The organism is Pseudomonas muyukensis (genome assembly GCF_019139535.1).
Lineage (GTDB): Bacteria > Pseudomonadota > Gammaproteobacteria > Pseudomonadales > Pseudomonadaceae > Aquipseudomonas > Aquipseudomonas muyukensis.
Genome location: NZ_CP077073.1, coordinates 5,236,220 through 5,251,933 on the forward strand (window position 1 = coordinate 5,236,220; position 15,714 = coordinate 5,251,933).

The following is a 15,714-nucleotide window of genomic DNA, read 5'->3' on the forward strand; positions in this document are numbered from 1 at the left end:
GCAGCTCCCTCAAACCCACAGCTTCTTGATGTCACGCCCGCCGCAGGTCAGGTTGACCATGGCGCGGGTCACCATGACGGCGGTGAACATCGAGGTGAAAATCCCGAGGGACATGGTGACCGCGAAGCCCTTGACCGGGCCGGTACCCATGGCGAACAGGATGCCGCCGACCAGCAGGCTGGTCAGGTTGGCGTCGATGATCGCGGTGTAGGCGCGGTTGAAACCTTCGTGGATGGCGCGCTGCACCGACATGCCGGCTTTGAGCTCCTCGCGGATGCGCGAGAAGATCAGCACGTTGGCGTCCACCGCCATACCCATGGTCAACACGATACCGGCGATACCCGGCAGGGTCAGCGTGGCGCCCAGCAGCGACATCAGCGCCAGCAGCAGGACCATGTTGCCCGCCAGGGCAACGGTGGCGATCACGCCAAAGCCGCGGTAGATGGCGATGATGAACAGCGAGACGAACAGCATGCCCCACAGCGACGCATCGATACCCTTGGTGATGTTGTCGGCACCCAGGCTTGGGCCAATGGTACGTTCTTCGGCGAAGTACATCGGCGCGGCCAGACCACCGGCACGCAGCAGCAGGGCCAGTTCCGAGGACTCACCCTGGCCGTTCAGGCCGGTGATGCGGAATTGGCTGCCCAGCGGCGACTGGATGGTCGCCAGGCTGATGATCTTCTTCTCTTCCTTGAAGCTCTGTACGGCAACGTCCTTCTCGACGCCGTCGACGGTCTGCTTCTCGTAGCGGGTGACCGGCTTCTGCTCGATGAAGATCACCGCCATGCTGCGCCCAACGTTGCTGCGGGTGGCGCGGCTCATCAGCTCGCCGCCATGGCCGTCGAGGCGAATGTTCACCTGCGGGCGACCGTGCTCGTCGAAGCTGGCCTGGGCGTCGGTGACCTGGTCACCGGTGATGATCAGGCCGCGCTCGACCGCGGCGGAGCGGCCGCCTTCGCGGAACTCGAACACCTCGGTGGTGGCCTTGGAAGCGCCCGGCTCGGCACCGAAGCGGAACTCCAGGTTGGCGGTCTTGCCGAGGATACGCTTGGCCTCGGCGGTGTCCTGCACGCCCGGCAGCTCGACCACGATGCGGTTGGCGCCCTGGCGCTGGACCAGCGGCTCGGCCACGCCCAGCTCGTTCACACGGTTGCGAACGGTAGTCAGGTTCTGCTTGATGGAGTATTCGCGGATCTCGGCGACCTTGGCCTGGGTCAGGGCCAGGCGCAGCACGGCAAGTTCGCTGCGCTCGGTGGTGGTCAGGTCGAAATCATTGAAATTCTTGCGGATCAGGCTGCGGGCCTGTTCGCGGGTGGCATCGTCGGCGAAGCCCAGCATGATCCCGCCATCCTGCTGCGGCAGGCTGCGGTAGCGGATGCGCTCTTTGCGCAGCAAGGTCTTGACCTCGCCTTCGTAGACTTTCATGCGCGCGGTCATGGCCTTGTCCATGTCCACTTCCAGCAGGAAGTGCACACCACCGGACAGGTCCAGGCCGAGCTTCATCGGGCTTGCACCCAGGTTGCGCAGCCACTGCGGGGTGGTCTGGGCCAGGTTCAGGGCCACGACATAGTCGTCGCCGAGGGCCTTGCGCGCCACATCCTTGGCCGGCAGCTGGTCTTCCTGGTTGCTCAGGCGCACCAGGGCACTGCCCTTCTCGCCCAGGCTGCCGCCCTTGACGGTAATGCCGGCATCGCCCAGCGCCTTGGTCACGCGGTCGAGGTCGGCCTGGCTGACATGCAGGGCGGAGCTGGCGCCGCTGATCTGCACCGCCGGATCATCCGGGTAGAGGTTGGGTGCGGAATAAATGAAGCCGACCGTCAGTACCAACACGATCAGCAGGTATTTCCACAGAGGGTATTTGTTCAGCATCACGCCGCCCGTTCAAGACGCGGGGCGCTTTGCGCGCCCCGACTGGAAAAATGAAACCGGTAACTCAGATAGCCTTGAGCGTACCTTTTGGCAGGGTCGCGGCAATGGCGCCCTTCTGGAACTTCAGTTCGACGTTGTCGGACACTTCCAGGACCACGAAGTCGTCGGCAACCTTGACGATCTTGCCGGCGATGCCGCCGTTGGTCACCACTTCGTCACCCTTTTGCAGGTTGCTCAGCAGGTTTTTCTGCTCTTTGGCACGCTTGGCCTGCGGGCGCCAGATCATCAGGTAGAAGATGACCAGGAAACCGACCAGGAAAATCCACTCGAAGCCGGTACCGGCTGGGCCGGCGGCGGGGGCTGCTGCGTCCGCGTAGGCGGCGGGAATCAAGAAGCTCATTGGGCACTCCTAATGCAAATTTTCTAATAATGGATGCGAACAGTCAGTCCAAGGGCGGCACAGGCAGCCCGCGCTTGGCGTAGAAGGCGTCGACAAAGGCGGCCAATTTACCTTGTTGGATAGCTTCGCGTAAACCGGCCATCAAGCGCTGGTAATGGCGCAAGTTGTGGATGGTATTCAGCATGCTGCTCAGCATTTCGCCGCACTTGTCCAGGTGGTGCAGATAAGCGCGGGAGAAGTTGCTGCAGGTATAGCAATCGCAGGTCGGATCCAGCGGCGATTCATCGTGGCGATGGAACGCGTTGCGGATCTTGATCACCCCTGTGTCGACGAACAGGTGGCCGTTGCGCGCATTGCGGGTAGGCATCACGCAGTCGAACATGTCGACGCCGCGGCGCACACCCTCTACAAGATCTTCCGGCTTGCCTACCCCCATAAGGTAACGAGGTTTGTCAGCGGGCATTTGCGCCGGCAGGTAGTCCAGCACCTTGATCATCTCGTGCTTGGGCTCGCCCACCGACAGGCCGCCGATGGCCAGGCCGTCGAAGTCGATGTTGACCAGCGCTTCCAGCGAGCGCATGCGCAGGTCCTGGTACATGCCGCCCTGGACGATGCCGAACAGCGCCGCGGTGTTGTCGCCGTGGGCGTTCTTCGAGCGCTGGGCCCAGCGCAGCGACAGCTCCATCGAGGTGCGCGCCACGTCGTGCTCGGCCGGGTACGGCGTGCACTCGTCGAAGATCATCACGATGTCCGAGCCCAGGTCGCGCTGCACCTGCATGGACTCTTCCGGGCCCATGAACACTTTCGAACCATCCACTGGCGAGGCGAAGGTCACGCCTTCCTCCTTGATCTTGCGCATGGCGCCCAGGCTGAACACCTGGAAACCACCGGAATCAGTGAGGATAGGGCCTTTCCATTGCATGAAGTCGTGCAGGCCGTTGTGTTTCTTGATGACCTCGGTGCCTGGGCGCAGCCACAGGTGGAAGGTGTTGCCGAGGATGATCTCGGCGCCGATCGCCTCGATATCGCGTGGCAGCATGCCCTTGACCGTGCCGTAGGTGCCCACCGGCATGAAGGCCGGGGTCTCGACGGTGCCACGGGGGAAGGTCAGCCGGCCGCGACGGGCCTTGCCGTCGGTGGCCAGCAGTTCGAACGACATTCGACAGGTGCGACTCATGCTTGATCCTCTGGGCCGCGTGGCGCCGGATTGCGGGTGATGAACATGGCATCACCGTAACTGAAGAAGCGGTAACCGTTCGTGACCGCCGCCGCGTAGGCGGCCATGGTCTCGGGGTAACCGGCGAAGGCCGAGACCAGCATCAGCAGCGTGGACTCCGGCAGGTGGAAGTTGGTAACCAGGCAATCGACCACATGGAACGGCCGGCCCGGGAAGATGAAGATATCGGTGTCGCCGCTGAACGCCTTGAGCTCGCCATCGCGCGCCGCGCTCTCCAGCGAGCGCACGCTGGTGGTGCCCACGGCGACCACCCGCCCGCCGCGGGCGCGGCAGGCCTGCACGGCGTCGACCACGTCCTGGCTCACTTCGAGCCACTCTTTATGCATGGTGTGGTCTTCGATCTTGTCGACCCGCACCGGCTGGAAGGTGCCGGCGCCCACATGCAGGGTGACGAAGGCGCGCTCGACGCCCTTGGCGGCGATCTTCGCCAGCAGCGACTCATCGAAGTGCAGGCCGGCGGTGGGCGCGGCCACGGCGCCGGCACGCTCGGCGTAGACAGTCTGGTAGCGCTCGCGGTCGGCGCCCTCGTCGGGGCGGTCGATGTAGGGCGGCAGCGGCATGTGCCCGACGCGCTCGAGCAGCGGCAGCACTTCTTCGTTGAAGCGCAGTTCGAACAGTGTCTCGTGACGGGCGACCATCTCGGCCTCGCCACCGCCGTCGATGAGGATCTGCGCGCCCTCTTTCGGCGCCTTGCTGGCGCGCACATGGGCCAGCACGCGGTGGCTGTCGAGCACCCGCTCGACCAGCACTTCCAGCTTGCCGCCAGAGGCTTTCTGGCCGAACAGCCGCGCCGGGATCACCCGGGTGTTGTTGAACACCATCAGGTCGCCGGGGCGCAGGTAGTCGAGCAGGTCGGTGAACTGCTTGTGGGCCAACTCGCCGCTGGGGCCATCGAGCACCAGCAGGCGGCTGCCGTGACGCTCGGCCAGGGGGTGGCGGGCGATCAGGGAATCGGGGAGTTCGAAGGAAAAATCGGCGACGCGCATGATGATGTTCGGGTTCGACAGGGCCGGGAAGTTTAGCCCAATGCGCGAAAATTGACCATGAAAGCCGATTGACCGGCTTGAGTGACCTCTCTATACTGCGGCGCCTAAGCCCTGATGGCGGAATTGGTAGACGCGGCGGATTCAAAATCCGTTTTCGAAAGGAGTGGGAGTTCGAGTCTCCCTCGGGGCACCAAGATCCAGAAAAAACCGACCTTATGGTCGGTTTTTTTGTGCCTGAAAAACAGGCCAGAGCCAGCCGTTTTCACCACTACCACGACAGGAAGTCCAGGGTATGCCAGCACAGCAATCGAACACAGGAATGCGAGCCCGTCTTTGGACCGTTCTGCCTGGCTTGCTCGGGGGCATGGCGGTAACCACCTGCATCGCCCCCTTCGGCGAGTTTTTCTGGGGGAACGTTGTCGACATCTGGGGGCCGCAGGCCGCCATCCTGGTCATTCTGCTGATGCTACGGGCGCCAAGCCCGGTAATCGGCGGCGCCGCACTGACCATGGCGCTGTACCTCGGGCTTTTCTACCTTTGGTTCTTCACCAGCGGACGAGGCGATGTGATGGCTTGGTTCGCCTACCTGTTCAGCTTGCCTGGTGCACTGATCGGCGCCTGCCTGGCGCTGTGCTTCACGCGGCGGGCAACACCTGTGGTCGCCGTTGTGCTGGCCGCTGCCTGGGTGACGGCTGGGCTGGTGGTCAATCAGACGATCATCTGCTCTACCCTCATCTACTGCCTGGGGTGAGGCCATGGCGTATGCTGGCCGCTCACTCGAGCACGGATTTCCCCATGCAACTAAGCCACCGCCCCGTCACGCATGCCGATATCCCCGCCCTTTGCTGCTTCCCACAGGGCCCGGACGAACTGTTCTACATGTTCCCCAAGGCCACCTATCCCCTGACGCCCGAACAATTGAGCGACGCCATCGCCCAGCGCAGCGGCTCGACGGTGATCGAGGCCGATGGCGTGCTCGTTGGCTTCGCCAATTTCTACCAGGCCGAGCACGGCGGCGTCTGCGCGCTGGGCAACGTGGTGGTGGCACCGGCCGCACGGGGCAAGGGGGTGGCGCGCTACCTGGTGCAAAGCATGCTCGCCCTGGCCCGTGAGCAGTTCGCCGCGCGGGAACTGTGGGTGTCGTGCTTCAACCACAACACCGCAGGCTTGCTGCTTTATCCACAGCTGGGTTTCGTCCCGTTCGCGATCGAACAACGCCGCGCGCCCGATGGCAGCCGGGTGGCGCTGGTGCAGATGAAGCAGATGTGCAACGCATAACCCGGTAGGCGGGCGCCTACACGACGAAACACACCGAACCTTACCCCGCCGCCGGCGTCGGAACCTGCATCCATCGCTTCGAGGTTCCCCCACGTGAAAACCCTCCTCACCCGCAAGTACCGCCTGGTGGTCAAGACCTTCGGCTACATCGGCTGGTCGCTGTTCTGGCTGCTGATCTGGGACGTGCTGGTCACCATCGACTTCATGCTGTTCTTCAACAGCAAGTTCAGCCTGCCGCTGATCCCGCTGACCTTGCTGGGCTCGGCGCTGGTGGTGCTGGTGAGCTTTCGCAACAGCAGCGCCTACAACCGCTGGTGGGAAGCCCGCACGTTGTGGGGCGCGCTGGTGAACGGCTCGCGCAGCTTTGCCCGCCAGGTGCTGACACTGATAGACGACCCGCAGGATGGGCCAAACCCGCTGAAGGCCACCTTGCTGCGCCGGCATATCGCCTATGTGAACTGCCTGGCGGCGCACCTGAAGGGCGACAAGTGTCCGGACGAGCTGATGGCGTTCATCCCGCCCGCCGAGTTCGAGCGGCGCAACCGTTCGAACAACTTCGCCAACGATATCCTCGGTGGTTCGGCGGCGTTGCTGGCCCGGGAGTACCAGGCCGGGCGGCTGGACAGCATTCGCCTGGCACGGCTGGAGTCGACGCTGGTGGACCTGTCCAATGCCCAGGGCGGCATGGAACGCATCGCCAATACGCCGCTGCCCTACCCTTACGTGTACTTTCCGCGGCTGTTCATCACCTTGTTCTGCCTGATCGTGCCGGTGGGGCTGGTGGAATCGCTGGGCTGGTTCACGCCGCTGGCCTCGACGGTGGTGGGCTTCATGCTGCTGGCGATCGAGCGCATCGGCACCGACCTGCAGAGCCCGTTTCGCGCCAGCGAGCACCAGATCCCGATGGACAGCATCTGCGCGACCATCGAGCGCAACCTGGAGTCGATGCAGCGTGGGGAGCAGGTGTCTGCGGCGAACGCCATGCCGTAGCCAGCTTGCTGGCGAACCCGGCGGCGCGGTGGATGGCACCGGCGATGCCGGTGTTCGCCGGCAAGGCCGGCTCCTACAAGGGTTACGGCCTGCAATACCTGTAGGAGCCAGCTTGCTGGCGAACCCGGCGACGCGGTGGATGGCACCGGCTATGCCGGTGTTCGCGGCCGGCTCCTGCCGGGATAGCGCCTGCTAGGCCCTCACATACCGCTGGCGCAGCACATCGCTGAACGCATCCACCAGCAACACCAGCACCAGCATGGCGATGATCACCGTGCTGGCCTGGGCCTCCTGGAACAGGCTCAGGGTGGTGTAGAGCATCTGCCCCAGGCCGCCCGCGCCGACGAAACCGAGCACGCTGGCCATGCGGATGTTGTTCTCCCAGCGGTACAGGCTGTAGGCCAGCAGCTGCGGCCACAGGTTGGGCAAGGTGCCAAAACAGAACGCCGCCACCTGGCTGCCGCCCTGCAGGCGAATCGCCGCCGCCGGCTCCGGCGGGGCGTTTTCCAGGGCCTCGGCGAACAGGCGGCCGAGCACGCCGGCGGTATGCAGCGCCAGCGCCAGCGTGCCGGCGTTGGGCCCCAGCCCCGCGGCGAGCACGGTCAGCGCCGCCCACACCAGCTCGGGAATCGCCCGCAGCGCATTGAGCAGCAAACGCGCCGCGCCTTGCAGCGGCCAGCCAAATCGCCCCGCCGCCGGCAGCGCCAGCAACATGCCGAGCAGCATCGCCAGCAAGGTGCCGAGCCCGGACATCGCCAGGGTCTCCAGCGCCCCCCGGCCCACGGCGCGCAAGTGCTCGAGCGACAGGTCCGGCTGCAGGAAGCGCCCGGCGTACTCCGCCATCTGCCCCAACCCGCCCTCGCCGACCACCGCGTGCAGGTCCAGCTCCAGGTAGGCGAACGACGCCACCACCGCCGCGACGATGCCCAGCAGCACCAACAGGTTGATTGCCCGGTTCATGCCAGCCTCCCGCGCAGAAAACGGCTGAGCAGGTCGGCCAGCACCACCAGCACCAGGAACGCCAGCAGCATGCTCGCCACCTGGTCGCCGGCGAACATGCGCATCGACAAATCGATCTGCTGGCCCAGGCCGCCAGCGCCGACGAAGCCCATCACCACCGAGGCGCGCACCGCGCACTCCCAGCGGTAGACAGTGTACGACACCACCTCGGCCGCGGCATTGGGCAGGATGCCGTAGCAGAACGCCGCCAAGCGACTACTGCCGGCCTGCAACAAGGCATGGGCCGGGCGTTGGTCGACCGACTCGAAGATTTCCGCATAGACCTTGCCGAGCATGCCGCTGTAGGTGATGGCGATGGCCAGCACCCCGGCAGTCGGGCCCAGGCCCACGGCGCGGACGAACAGCAGCGCCCAGACGATCTCCGGCACGCTGCGTAAAAACACCAGCAGGCCGCGCACCGGCAGGCGCAAGGTGCGCGACCAGAACCCTGGGCGCCCGCCGCGGGAGGCTGCGCGCAGCGACAGGGCGCGGCTGGCCAACAGGCTGGCCGGCACCGCCAGCAGCAGGGCCAGGGCCATGCCGGCAGTGGCCACGGCCAGGGTCTGCAAGGTGGCTTGCCACAACAGGCCAAGGAAGTCGGGATCGTGGGCCGGCGGCCAGAAGCCACTGACGAAACTGGCCATCTGCTGCCGGTTATCCGCCTGCAACAGCACGCCGGGGTTCAGTTCGCTCAGCTGCAATCCGGGCCACAGCAGGGCCAGGCACAGCAAGGTCAACAGCAGGCGAGGTAGCGCCGCAGGGTCGCGGGCAGCGGCGTTCAGCATCGCGGGATCTGCACCGTCAGGCTCGCCCCGGCGGTGACCGGCGACGCCAACTGCTCATTGGCATACAGCGCATCCAGCAGGCTTTCGGTCACTGCCTCAGCCGGGCAGTCGAAGGCCACCTGCCCTTCGCGGATACCGATGACCCGCGGGAAGTGCGCCAATGCCAGCTCCACCGCGTGCAGGCTGGCGACCAGGGTCACGCCATGGGCCTGGGCATGGCGGTTGAGCAGCGCCAGGCTGTGGTCGGCCAGCACCGGGTCCATCGCCGAGACCGGCTCGTCGGCCAGCAGCACCTGCGGGCGCTGGTACAACGCCCGGGCGATGCCGACCCGCTGCAACTGGCCACCGGACAACTGCCCGCACTGGACGAACAGCTTGTCCGCCAACCCCAGTTCGGCCAGGGCCTGGCGCGCGCCCGGCACATCGCCTGGGTGCAGCAGGTTGAGCAGGCCACGCAGGGTGCCCCACTGCCCCAGGCGCCCGGCCAGCACCGCGGTCACCACCCGCTGGCGCGGCGGCAAGGGCGGCGCCTGGTGCACCAGTGCCAGCCGTGCCCGCAGGCGCTGGCGGGCGCGCGCCGATAACGCCCAAGGCTGGGCGTCGAGCAGCGTCAGTTGCCCGGTGCTGGGTTGCACGGCGGTGGCCATCAGGTGCAGCAGGCTCGACTTGCCGGCCCCGGACGGGCCGATGATCGCCACCCGCTCACCCTGGTCGATGCGCAGATCCACGGCGTTCAGGGCCTGGACCTGGCCGTGGCGCAGGCTGGCCCCTTGCAGACGAATAGTCACTTGAGCAGGCCGGCCTCACGCGCGGCTTGCTCGGTGCCCTGGTAGTTCTCCGGCTGGGTCTCGATGAAGCGGCTGGCCGCCTGCAGGTCGAGGATGGCCTTGTCGGCAGGCTTGGCCGGGTCCAGGGCGAGGAAGGCTTGCTTGATCTTGGCCTTGAGCGCCGGGTCCATGTTGCCGCGCACGGTCCAGTTGTAGTCGAAGTAGGTCGGCGTGGTGGCGAACACCTTGACCTTGCTGGTATCGACCTTGCCGGCATCGACCAGCTTCTGCCACACGCTGGCGTTGAGCACGCCGGCATCGACCTTGCCTGCGGCAACCCAGGCCACGGTGGCATCGTGGGCACCGGAGTAGGCGACGCGGCTGAAGTAGCCCTCGGGCTTGATGTTGTCTTGCTTCAACATGAAGTAGCGCGGCATCAGGCTGCCGGAGGTGGACGAGATCGAGCCGAAGGCGAAGGTCTTGCCCTTCAGGTCGGCCAGGCTCTTCACCTCGGGGTTGGCGGTGATGAACTTGGAGGTGAACTGGGCGTCCTGCTCACGCTGCACCAGCGGGGTCGCGGTCGGGTCCTTCAGGTGCACCTGGACGAAGGTGAAACCGCCCAGCCAGGCCATGTCCAGGCGGTTGCTGGCCAGCGACTCGACCACTGCCGGGTAGTCGCTCACCGGCACGAACTGCACCTTCATGCCCAGTTGCTGCTCGAGGTATTCACCCAGCGGCTTGAACTTGCGCAGCAGTTCGGTCGGCGCTTCGTCGGGGATGGCGCTGACGCGCAGTACGTCGGCAGCCTGGGCGAAAACGGCGCAGCAGGACAGCGCGAGGCCGGCAGCGAGTGCCAGGGGGCGTTTGAACATGGGGGTTCTCCGGTTCAATAGCGGGGAAGGTGCGGCAAAACGCCGACGGAGTGGAATTATAAGAGGCGCAGGCGCAAAGGCCAGCTTTGCTACAATCGCCCATCACGAAAATCCCGAGGTGCGTATGAGCGAGCCGATTCGTCTGACCCAGTACAGCCACGGCGCCGGCTGTGGCTGCAAGATTTCCCCCAAGGTGCTGGATGTGATCCTCGCCGAGAGCGGCACGCAGGCGCTGGACCCGAAACTCTGGGTCGGCAACGCCTCGCGCGACGACGCCGCGGTCTATGCCCTGGACGACGAGCGCGGCGTGGTCTCGACCACCGACTTCTTCATGCCCATCGTCGACGACCCGTACGACTTCGGGCGCATCGCCGCCACCAACGCCATCAGCGACATCTACGCCATGGGCGGCGACCCGCTGATGGCCATCGCCATCCTCGGCTGGCCGGTCAACGTACTGCCACCTGAAGTGGCCCGCGAAGTGATTCGCGGCGGCCGCGCGGTGTGCGCCGAAGCCGGCATCCCGCTGGCCGGCGGCCACTCCATCGACGCCCCCGAACCGATCTTCGGCCTGGCCGTCACCGGCGTTGTCAGCAAGCGCCACCTCAAGCGCAACGACACCGCCCGTGTCGGCTGCAAGCTGTACCTGACCAAGCCCCTGGGCATCGGCATCCTCACCACCGCCGAGAAGAAAGCCAAGCTGCGCGAGCAGGACCAGGGCCTGGCCCGCGACTGGATGTGCACCCTCAACACCCCGGGCAGCCGCTTCGGCAAGCTCGATGGCGTGCTGGCGATGACCGACGTCACCGGCTTCGGCCTGCTCGGCCACCTGGTCGAGGTCGCCGAAGGCAGCGGCCTGACCGCGCGCCTTGAGTTCGACGCCGTGCCGCGCCTGCCCAGCGTCGACTACTACCTGGCCGAGGGCTGCATCCCCGGCGGCACCTTGCGCAACTACGAGAGCTATGGGCACAAGATCGGCGCGCTCAGCGACGACCAGCAGCACCTGCTGTGCGACCCGCAGACCAGCGGCGGCCTGCTGGTGGCGATCAGCCCCGAAGGTGAGGCCGAGTTCCTCGCCGTGGCCCGGGAACTGGGCCTGGACCTGGCGCCAATCGGCGTGCTGGTCGAGCGACAGAGCCACGCGGTCGAGGTGATCTGATGCGCCCCGACTGCACCGAGCTGAAACAGCTGTTCCTCGACGACCTGCCGCTGATGGACATGCGCGCGCCCGTCGAGTTCGCCAAGGGCGCCTTCCCCGGCGCGCTCAACCTGCCGCTGATGACCGACCAGGAGCGGCAGAAGGTCGGTACCTGCTACAAGCAGCAGGGCCAGGCCGCCGCCATCGCCCTGGGCCACCAACTGGTCAACGGCGCGGTCAAGCAACAACGCCTGGAGGCTTGGGCGGCGTTCGCCCAGGCCCACCCCGACGGCTACCTGTACTGCTTGCGTGGCGGCCTGCGCTCGCAGATCGTCCAGGGCTGGCTCAAGGAAGCCGGCATCCAGTACCCGAAAGTCGTCGGCGGCTACAAGGCCATGCGCACCCTGCTGCTGGAAACCACCCAGCAGGCGGTCGAGCAGTGCGACTTCGTGCTGGTCGGCGGGCTCACCGGCACCGGCAAGACCGACGTGCTGCACCAGCTGGACAATGTCCTCGACCTCGAGGGCCACGCCAACCACCGCGGTTCCAGCTTCGGCAAGCGCGCCACCGCGCAGCCGGCGCAGATCGACTTCGAGAACGCCCTGGCCATCGATGTGCTGAAAAAGCGCGAGCGTGGGATCGAGCAGTTCGTGCTCGAGGACGAAGGGCGTATCGTCGGCAGCTGCTCGGTGCCGCTGGAGCTGTACCAAGGCATGCAGCAGTACCCGCTGGTGTGGCTGGAAGACAGCTTCGCCAACCGCGTGGAGCGCATCCTGCGCGACTACGTGATCAACCTGTGCGCCGAGTTCGTCGCGGTGCACGGCGAGGAAGATGGCCGCCGGCTGTTCGCCGAGCGCATGCGCCAGAGCATGGCCAATATCCATAAGCGCCTCGGCGGCGAGCGCTTCCAGCGCCTGTCCGAGTTGCTGGGGCAGGCCCTGGACGAGCAACTGCGCAGTGGCGATGTGCAGCTGCACCGCGGCTGGATCGAAGGGCTGCTCAACGAGTACTACGACCCGATGTATGCCTACCAGCGCGAGGCCAAGTCGGGCCGTATCGAGTTTGCCGGGGATGGCGTGGAGGTGCGCGAGTACCTCAAGGCCCGGGCCAGGCGCCAACAGCGCAGCGGGTGACGGTCACTGCCCGGGGCTGAGGATGCGTTCCAGCTCCGCGGCGCGGTCCTTGCTCATGTCCATTTCGCACATTGCCCCTTCGATACGGTAGATGCTGCCGTTGCTCAGCTTGCCGTGGAACGCGCAATTGCCGTCGCGGTACTTCATCCAGGTGCGCTGCACCTCGCGCAGGTCTTTCTGCCGCTGGCTGTCGAGCTTGGCCATCAGCTGCTTGTACACCCGGTTGAGCCGGTCATCCTGCAGCTTGGTCTCGGCCTGGATGCAGGCGCCCATGGCCAAGGTGCTGGAGGCCTTGTCCATGCACTGGGTGTAGGTGGACGAATAATCGTCGGCCTGGGCGCAGGCCATCGCCAGCCAGGCACTGGCGCCGAGCAGATATTGCTTGAGCATGGGCATTCCTTTATCGGGTGTTCGTGGCACAGCTTAGTGTGGTGTTGTGCCAATTAGGGTCGTTGTTTGTGCAACACCACACTAGCACCCTGTCGTACTTTCATTCACGCACAATGCGGCGATCTGCGCGCGCAGCCAGCGGTGCCCGGCATCGCCGTCGCGGCGTGGGTGCCAGGCCTGGGCGAAGGCGAAGGGGGCAATGGCCAAGGGCGGTGGGAACTGGCGCAAGGCCGGGTCCAGGCGTGCCCCGGCCAGGCTACGGCGGGCGACGGTGAGGACCAGGTCGGTACCGGCGACCAGCCCCTGGGCCACGCCCCAGTGCGGCAGGGTCAGGGCGATGCGCCGGCGCTCGCCCAGGGCGTCCAGGGCCAGGTCGATCTCGTTGTCGATACCGGCACGCACCGCCACCAGCACATGGGGCCGCGCCAGCCACTGCGACAGGCCCAGGCCGCCGCGCGGCGGCAGGCTGGCGCGGTCGGCCAGGCAGACGAACGACTCCTCGAACAGCACCTGCTGAGCCATCTCCCCCGGCAGTTCCGGAAATACGCCCAGCGCCAGGTCCGCCTCGCCATCGATCAGCTGCCCGAGCATCGCCTCGCGACTGCCCTGCGACACCAGCACATCGATGCCCGGTGCTTCGCGGCGCAACAGGCGCATCAACGCCGGCAGCGCCACCCGCGCGCCGTAGTCGGACATCGCCAGGCGAAAGGTGCGCCGGGCCTTGCCTGGCTCGAAGCCAGGGCTGCCGAGCAGACCATCGAGTTGCTGCAACGCCTGTTGCAATGGCTCGCGCAGGGCTTCGGCACGGGCACTGAGCTGCAAACGGCCGCCACGGCGCACCAGCAGCGGGTCGGCGAACAGCTGGCGCAATTGCGCCAGCGCGTGGCTGACCGCCGGCTGGCTGCGGTGCAGGCGCAGCGCCGCGCGGGAGACATGTTGCTCGCTGAGCAGCGCGTGCAGGGTGAGCAACAGGTTGAGGTCGATACGGCGCAGATCATCCATGGAACGAATACAGCCTGTACGAAGTTCGAATTTCCATCATTGAAGTGCATAACCGAGACTGAGGCCAGTGCTCTGATCAGGAATAGACACCATGCCCGCCAGCCTCTTCGCCACCCTCCCCTTGCTCATCGCCCTGCTCGCCGGGGCCGCCGTGCCCTTCCAGGCGGGCAGCAACGCCGCGCTCGGGCGCCTGCTCGGCCATCCCTTGTGGGCCGCTGGGGTGTCGTTGCTGGTCAGCCTGCTGATGCTGGTGCCGGCCCTGTTGCTGCTGCGCGCGCCTGTGCCGCAGGTGCAGCAACTGGCGCATGCGCCCTGGTGGGCCTGGTTCGGCGGGGTTGCCGGGGTGCTCTACATCACCGCCGCGCTGGTGCTGACGCCGCGCCTGGGGGCGGCGGGGTTCATCGTCTGCGTGGTGGCCGGGCAGGTGCTGTCGTCGCTACTGATCGACCAGTTCGGCCTCATGGGCCTGCCGGAGCGACCGGTGAACCTGTTGCGGCTGGCGGGCGTGGGAATGATCGTGCTCGGGATGATCGTGGTGCAGTGGGGCACGCCGCGCTGAGGGCATGACGTAGCGCCCAGGCCGACATTGCGCTGATGCTCCATGGGAGCGGGGTTGCCCGGCGATGCACCATCACAAGGTCTGCGGTTGCTCCGGCGGCACGATCACCTTGTGCGGCTCGAAACGCAGCGAGGGCATTTGCGTACCGGCGTAAATCGCCACGCTCAGGGCCGCGATCAGCGCCACATCGAGCCAGCCCCAACCCGGTACCTCCGCCGCCGAGCGCGCCTTCCAGCACCACCAGAGCTGCCCCAGGCAGAACACCAGGATCGCCAGCAGCCACAGGTAGAAGCCCGCGCCGAAGCCGGTCACATCCTGGAAGGCGTAGCTCTGGTTGTCCGGCAACCGAGAGAGGGTAAAGCTGCTGGCCGCCAGGTACAGCGCCGCCAGCCCGCACACCAGCGCCAGGCGGCGCAAGCGTCGATGGGCGAGAACAGCCAGCGCCAGCAATGGGTTGGCGAACCACTGGTACAGGCCGAAGGCGATACCCCAGGGACCGTAGAGCAGCATCTGCAACGCCGGTACATGCCGGCCCGCCCCCGTCAGGGCGCCATCGAAGGCCAGGCTCAGCAGGTACAGGGCCAGGCTTGTGGTCAGGTAGAAAGCAGGCAACCGCGAACTCCGTCCATTCAGTGTCGAACGCCGACCATAGCGCACCCTGGCCTCAGGCGACAGGCGGTTCGAGCAGCAGGCCGTAAAGCCCCGAGTCGGACAACTCGCCCGCCACGCACCAGCGCGCGCGCAAGGTGCCTTCGAGGACGAAACCCTGGCGTTCGAGGGTACGTGCCGAGCCCTGGTTGCGTGGGTCGATTTCCGCCTCCAGGCGGCGCAGGTGCAGGGTGTGGGCGAGGTAGTCGATGAAACAGGTCAGGGCTTCGTCCATGTAGCCACGGCCCTGGGCCGACTTGGCCAGGCAGTAGCCGATCTCGCCACGGCGCGAGCCTTCCTCGAGGTTGAACAGCTGGACCATGCCGATCAGCTCGCCGTTGTCGCGGCGGTACATGCCCAGCTTGAGCAACTGGCCGGCGGCGTAGGCTTCACGGTCGGCGGCCAGGGCGCTTTCGGCCTCGGCCAGGGTTTGCCAGGGGGCGTGGTACCAGTAACGCATCACCTCGGGGTCGGCCATGATGGTCAGCCACTGCTGTGCGTCGCCATGGCGCATGGGGCGCAGCTGCAGGCGCGGGCTGTCGAGGCTCAGGTCGCTGGGGAAACTGCGGGGGTCGGGCACACCGGGACTCCTGTCCGATCGTGGGAGATGACAGTCTAACGACAGTGGCTCGGTCTGGCATCCCTAGGGCCGCTTTGC

Annotated in this window: 18 protein-coding genes and 1 tRNA gene; 7 read left to right on the forward strand and 12 right to left on the reverse strand. The window is 66.3% G+C overall.

Annotated elements, in window-relative coordinates:
• Nucleotides 1–9 precede the first annotated feature (9 nt).
• The 4 genes from secD to queA form a co-directional block, all read right to left on the reverse strand.
• Nucleotides 10–1,872: a protein translocase subunit SecD gene (gene secD / locus KSS95_RS23275; RefSeq protein ID WP_217850049.1), complete on the reverse strand. Its 1,863-nt coding sequence runs from the start codon at nucleotides 1,870–1,872 to the stop codon at nucleotides 10–12.
• Nucleotides 1,873–1,936: 64 nt separating this feature from the next.
• Complete coding sequence (gene yajC / locus KSS95_RS23280; protein ID WP_110735801.1) at nucleotides 1,937–2,272, reverse strand: preprotein translocase subunit YajC; 336 nt, start codon at nucleotides 2,270–2,272, stop codon at nucleotides 1,937–1,939.
• Nucleotides 2,273–2,315: 43 nt separating this feature from the next.
• Entirely contained in the window at nucleotides 2,316–3,431 is a 1,116-nt protein-coding gene (gene tgt / locus KSS95_RS23285) for a tRNA guanosine(34) transglycosylase Tgt (protein ID WP_186659038.1), read from the reverse strand.
• 14 nt (nucleotides 3,432–3,445) lie between these two features.
• Nucleotides 3,446–4,495: a tRNA preQ1(34) S-adenosylmethionine ribosyltransferase-isomerase QueA gene (gene queA, locus KSS95_RS23290; RefSeq protein WP_217850051.1), complete on the reverse strand. Its 1,050-nt coding sequence runs from the start codon at nucleotides 4,493–4,495 to the stop codon at nucleotides 3,446–3,448.
• A 108-nt stretch (nucleotides 4,496–4,603) separates the two neighbouring features.
• On the opposite strand from queA, the gene KSS95_RS23295 reads away from it, so the two are divergent.
• From KSS95_RS23295 to KSS95_RS23310, 4 genes are all read left to right on the forward strand, one after another.
• A tRNA-Leu gene (locus KSS95_RS23295) sits at nucleotides 4,604–4,688 on the forward strand.
• Between the two features lie 99 nt (nucleotides 4,689–4,787).
• Nucleotides 4,788–5,246, forward strand: a complete 459-nt coding sequence (locus KSS95_RS23300; RefSeq protein WP_217850053.1) for a hypothetical protein — start codon at nucleotides 4,788–4,790, stop codon at nucleotides 5,244–5,246.
• Between the two features lie 44 nt (nucleotides 5,247–5,290).
• Nucleotides 5,291–5,773, forward strand: a complete 483-nt coding sequence (locus tag KSS95_RS23305; protein WP_217850060.1) for a GNAT family N-acetyltransferase — start codon at nucleotides 5,291–5,293, stop codon at nucleotides 5,771–5,773.
• A 93-nt stretch (nucleotides 5,774–5,866) separates the two neighbouring features.
• On the forward strand, nucleotides 5,867–6,763 hold the full coding sequence (locus KSS95_RS23310) for a bestrophin family protein (protein ID WP_217850062.1): 897 nt from the start codon (nucleotides 5,867–5,869) through the stop codon (nucleotides 6,761–6,763).
• Between the two features lie 192 nt (nucleotides 6,764–6,955).
• Here the strand turns inward: KSS95_RS23310 and phnE are convergent, their stop codons facing one another.
• The 4 genes from phnE to KSS95_RS23330 are packed head-to-tail and all read right to left on the reverse strand — an operon-like array spanning nucleotide 6,956 to nucleotide 10,186.
• Entirely contained in the window at nucleotides 6,956–7,723 is a 768-nt protein-coding gene (gene phnE, locus KSS95_RS23315; protein ID WP_217850064.1) for a phosphonate ABC transporter, permease protein PhnE, read from the reverse strand.
• Entirely contained in the window at nucleotides 7,720–8,547 is an 828-nt protein-coding gene (locus KSS95_RS23320) for a PhnE/PtxC family ABC transporter permease (RefSeq protein WP_217850066.1), read from the reverse strand. Before KSS95_RS23320 ends, phnE begins: the two co-directional genes overlap by 4 nt.
• Complete coding sequence (locus tag KSS95_RS23325) at nucleotides 8,541–9,335, reverse strand: phosphonate ABC transporter ATP-binding protein (RefSeq protein ID WP_217850068.1); 795 nt, start codon at nucleotides 9,333–9,335, stop codon at nucleotides 8,541–8,543. Before KSS95_RS23325 ends, KSS95_RS23320 begins: the two co-directional genes overlap by 7 nt.
• Complete coding sequence (locus tag KSS95_RS23330) at nucleotides 9,332–10,186, reverse strand: putative selenate ABC transporter substrate-binding protein (protein WP_134690003.1); 855 nt, start codon at nucleotides 10,184–10,186, stop codon at nucleotides 9,332–9,334. The genes KSS95_RS23325 and KSS95_RS23330 overlap by 4 nt, the downstream gene beginning before the upstream one ends.
• A 124-nt stretch (nucleotides 10,187–10,310) precedes the next feature.
• Here KSS95_RS23330 and selD point away from each other — a divergent pair, with 124 nt between their 5' ends.
• On the forward strand, nucleotides 10,311–11,345 hold the full coding sequence (gene selD, locus KSS95_RS23335) for a selenide, water dikinase SelD (RefSeq protein ID WP_217850070.1): 1,035 nt from the start codon (nucleotides 10,311–10,313) through the stop codon (nucleotides 11,343–11,345).
• Entirely contained in the window at nucleotides 11,345–12,457 is a 1,113-nt protein-coding gene (mnmH, locus tag KSS95_RS23340) for a tRNA 2-selenouridine(34) synthase MnmH (protein ID WP_217850072.1), read from the forward strand. Before selD ends, mnmH begins: the two co-directional genes overlap by 1 nt.
• A gap of 3 nt (nucleotides 12,458–12,460) precedes the next feature.
• Here mnmH and KSS95_RS23345 read toward each other — a convergent pair whose 3' ends face one another.
• Both KSS95_RS23345 and KSS95_RS23350 read right to left on the reverse strand, forming a co-directional pair.
• Entirely contained in the window at nucleotides 12,461–12,847 is a 387-nt protein-coding gene (locus KSS95_RS23345; protein WP_217850078.1) for a lysozyme inhibitor LprI family protein, read from the reverse strand.
• An 81-nt stretch (nucleotides 12,848–12,928) separates the two neighbouring features.
• Nucleotides 12,929–13,849 (reverse strand): LysR family transcriptional regulator, encoded by a 921-nt coding sequence (locus KSS95_RS23350; RefSeq protein ID WP_217850080.1) that lies wholly within the window; start codon nucleotides 13,847–13,849, stop codon nucleotides 12,929–12,931.
• Nucleotides 13,850–13,940: 91 nt separating this feature from the next.
• Between KSS95_RS23350 and KSS95_RS23355 the strand changes: the two genes are divergently transcribed.
• Nucleotides 13,941–14,408, forward strand: a complete 468-nt coding sequence (locus KSS95_RS23355) for a DMT family transporter (protein WP_217850082.1) — start codon at nucleotides 13,941–13,943, stop codon at nucleotides 14,406–14,408.
• Between the two features lie 72 nt (nucleotides 14,409–14,480).
• On the opposite strand, the gene KSS95_RS23360 is transcribed toward KSS95_RS23355, so the two are convergent.
• A complete protein-coding gene (locus tag KSS95_RS23360; protein ID WP_217850084.1) occupies nucleotides 14,481–15,020 on the reverse strand; it encodes a hypothetical protein in 540 nt (179 codons plus the stop codon).
• A gap of 52 nt (nucleotides 15,021–15,072) precedes the next feature.
• On the reverse strand, nucleotides 15,073–15,636 hold the full coding sequence (locus KSS95_RS23365) for a GNAT family N-acetyltransferase (RefSeq protein ID WP_217850086.1): 564 nt from the start codon (nucleotides 15,634–15,636) through the stop codon (nucleotides 15,073–15,075).
• Nucleotides 15,637–15,714: the final 78 nt, after the last annotated feature.

Excerpts from the sequence above, each read along its gene's own strand:
- secD (WP_217850049.1), bottom strand. The coding sequence starts at position 1,872 with ATGCTGAACAAATACCCTCTGTGGAAATACCTGCTGATCGTGTTGGTA.
- yajC (WP_110735801.1), bottom strand. The coding sequence starts at position 2,272 with ATGAGCTTCTTGATTCCCGCCGCCTACGCGGACGCAGCAGCCCCCGCC.
- tgt (WP_186659038.1), bottom strand. The coding sequence starts at position 3,431 with ATGTCGTTCGAACTGCTGGCCACCGACGGCAAGGCCCGTCGCGGCCGG.
- queA (WP_217850051.1), bottom strand. The coding sequence starts at position 4,495 with ATGCGCGTCGCCGATTTTTCCTTCGAACTCCCCGATTCCCTGATCGCC.
- KSS95_RS23300 (WP_217850053.1), top strand. The coding sequence starts at position 4,788 with ATGCCAGCACAGCAATCGAACACAGGAATGCGAGCCCGTCTTTGGACC.
- KSS95_RS23305 (WP_217850060.1), top strand. The coding sequence starts at position 5,291 with ATGCAACTAAGCCACCGCCCCGTCACGCATGCCGATATCCCCGCCCTT.
- phnE (WP_217850064.1), bottom strand. The coding sequence starts at position 7,723 with ATGAACCGGGCAATCAACCTGTTGGTGCTGCTGGGCATCGTCGCGGCG.
- KSS95_RS23320 (WP_217850066.1), bottom strand. The coding sequence starts at position 8,547 with ATGCTGAACGCCGCTGCCCGCGACCCTGCGGCGCTACCTCGCCTGCTG.
- KSS95_RS23330 (WP_134690003.1), bottom strand. The coding sequence starts at position 10,186 with ATGTTCAAACGCCCCCTGGCACTCGCTGCCGGCCTCGCGCTGTCCTGC.
- selD (WP_217850070.1), top strand. The coding sequence starts at position 10,311 with ATGAGCGAGCCGATTCGTCTGACCCAGTACAGCCACGGCGCCGGCTGT.
- mnmH (WP_217850072.1), top strand. The coding sequence starts at position 11,345 with ATGCGCCCCGACTGCACCGAGCTGAAACAGCTGTTCCTCGACGACCTG.
- KSS95_RS23345 (WP_217850078.1), bottom strand. The coding sequence starts at position 12,847 with ATGCTCAAGCAATATCTGCTCGGCGCCAGTGCCTGGCTGGCGATGGCC.
- KSS95_RS23350 (WP_217850080.1), bottom strand. The coding sequence starts at position 13,849 with ATGGATGATCTGCGCCGTATCGACCTCAACCTGTTGCTCACCCTGCAC.
- KSS95_RS23355 (WP_217850082.1), top strand. The coding sequence starts at position 13,941 with ATGCCCGCCAGCCTCTTCGCCACCCTCCCCTTGCTCATCGCCCTGCTC.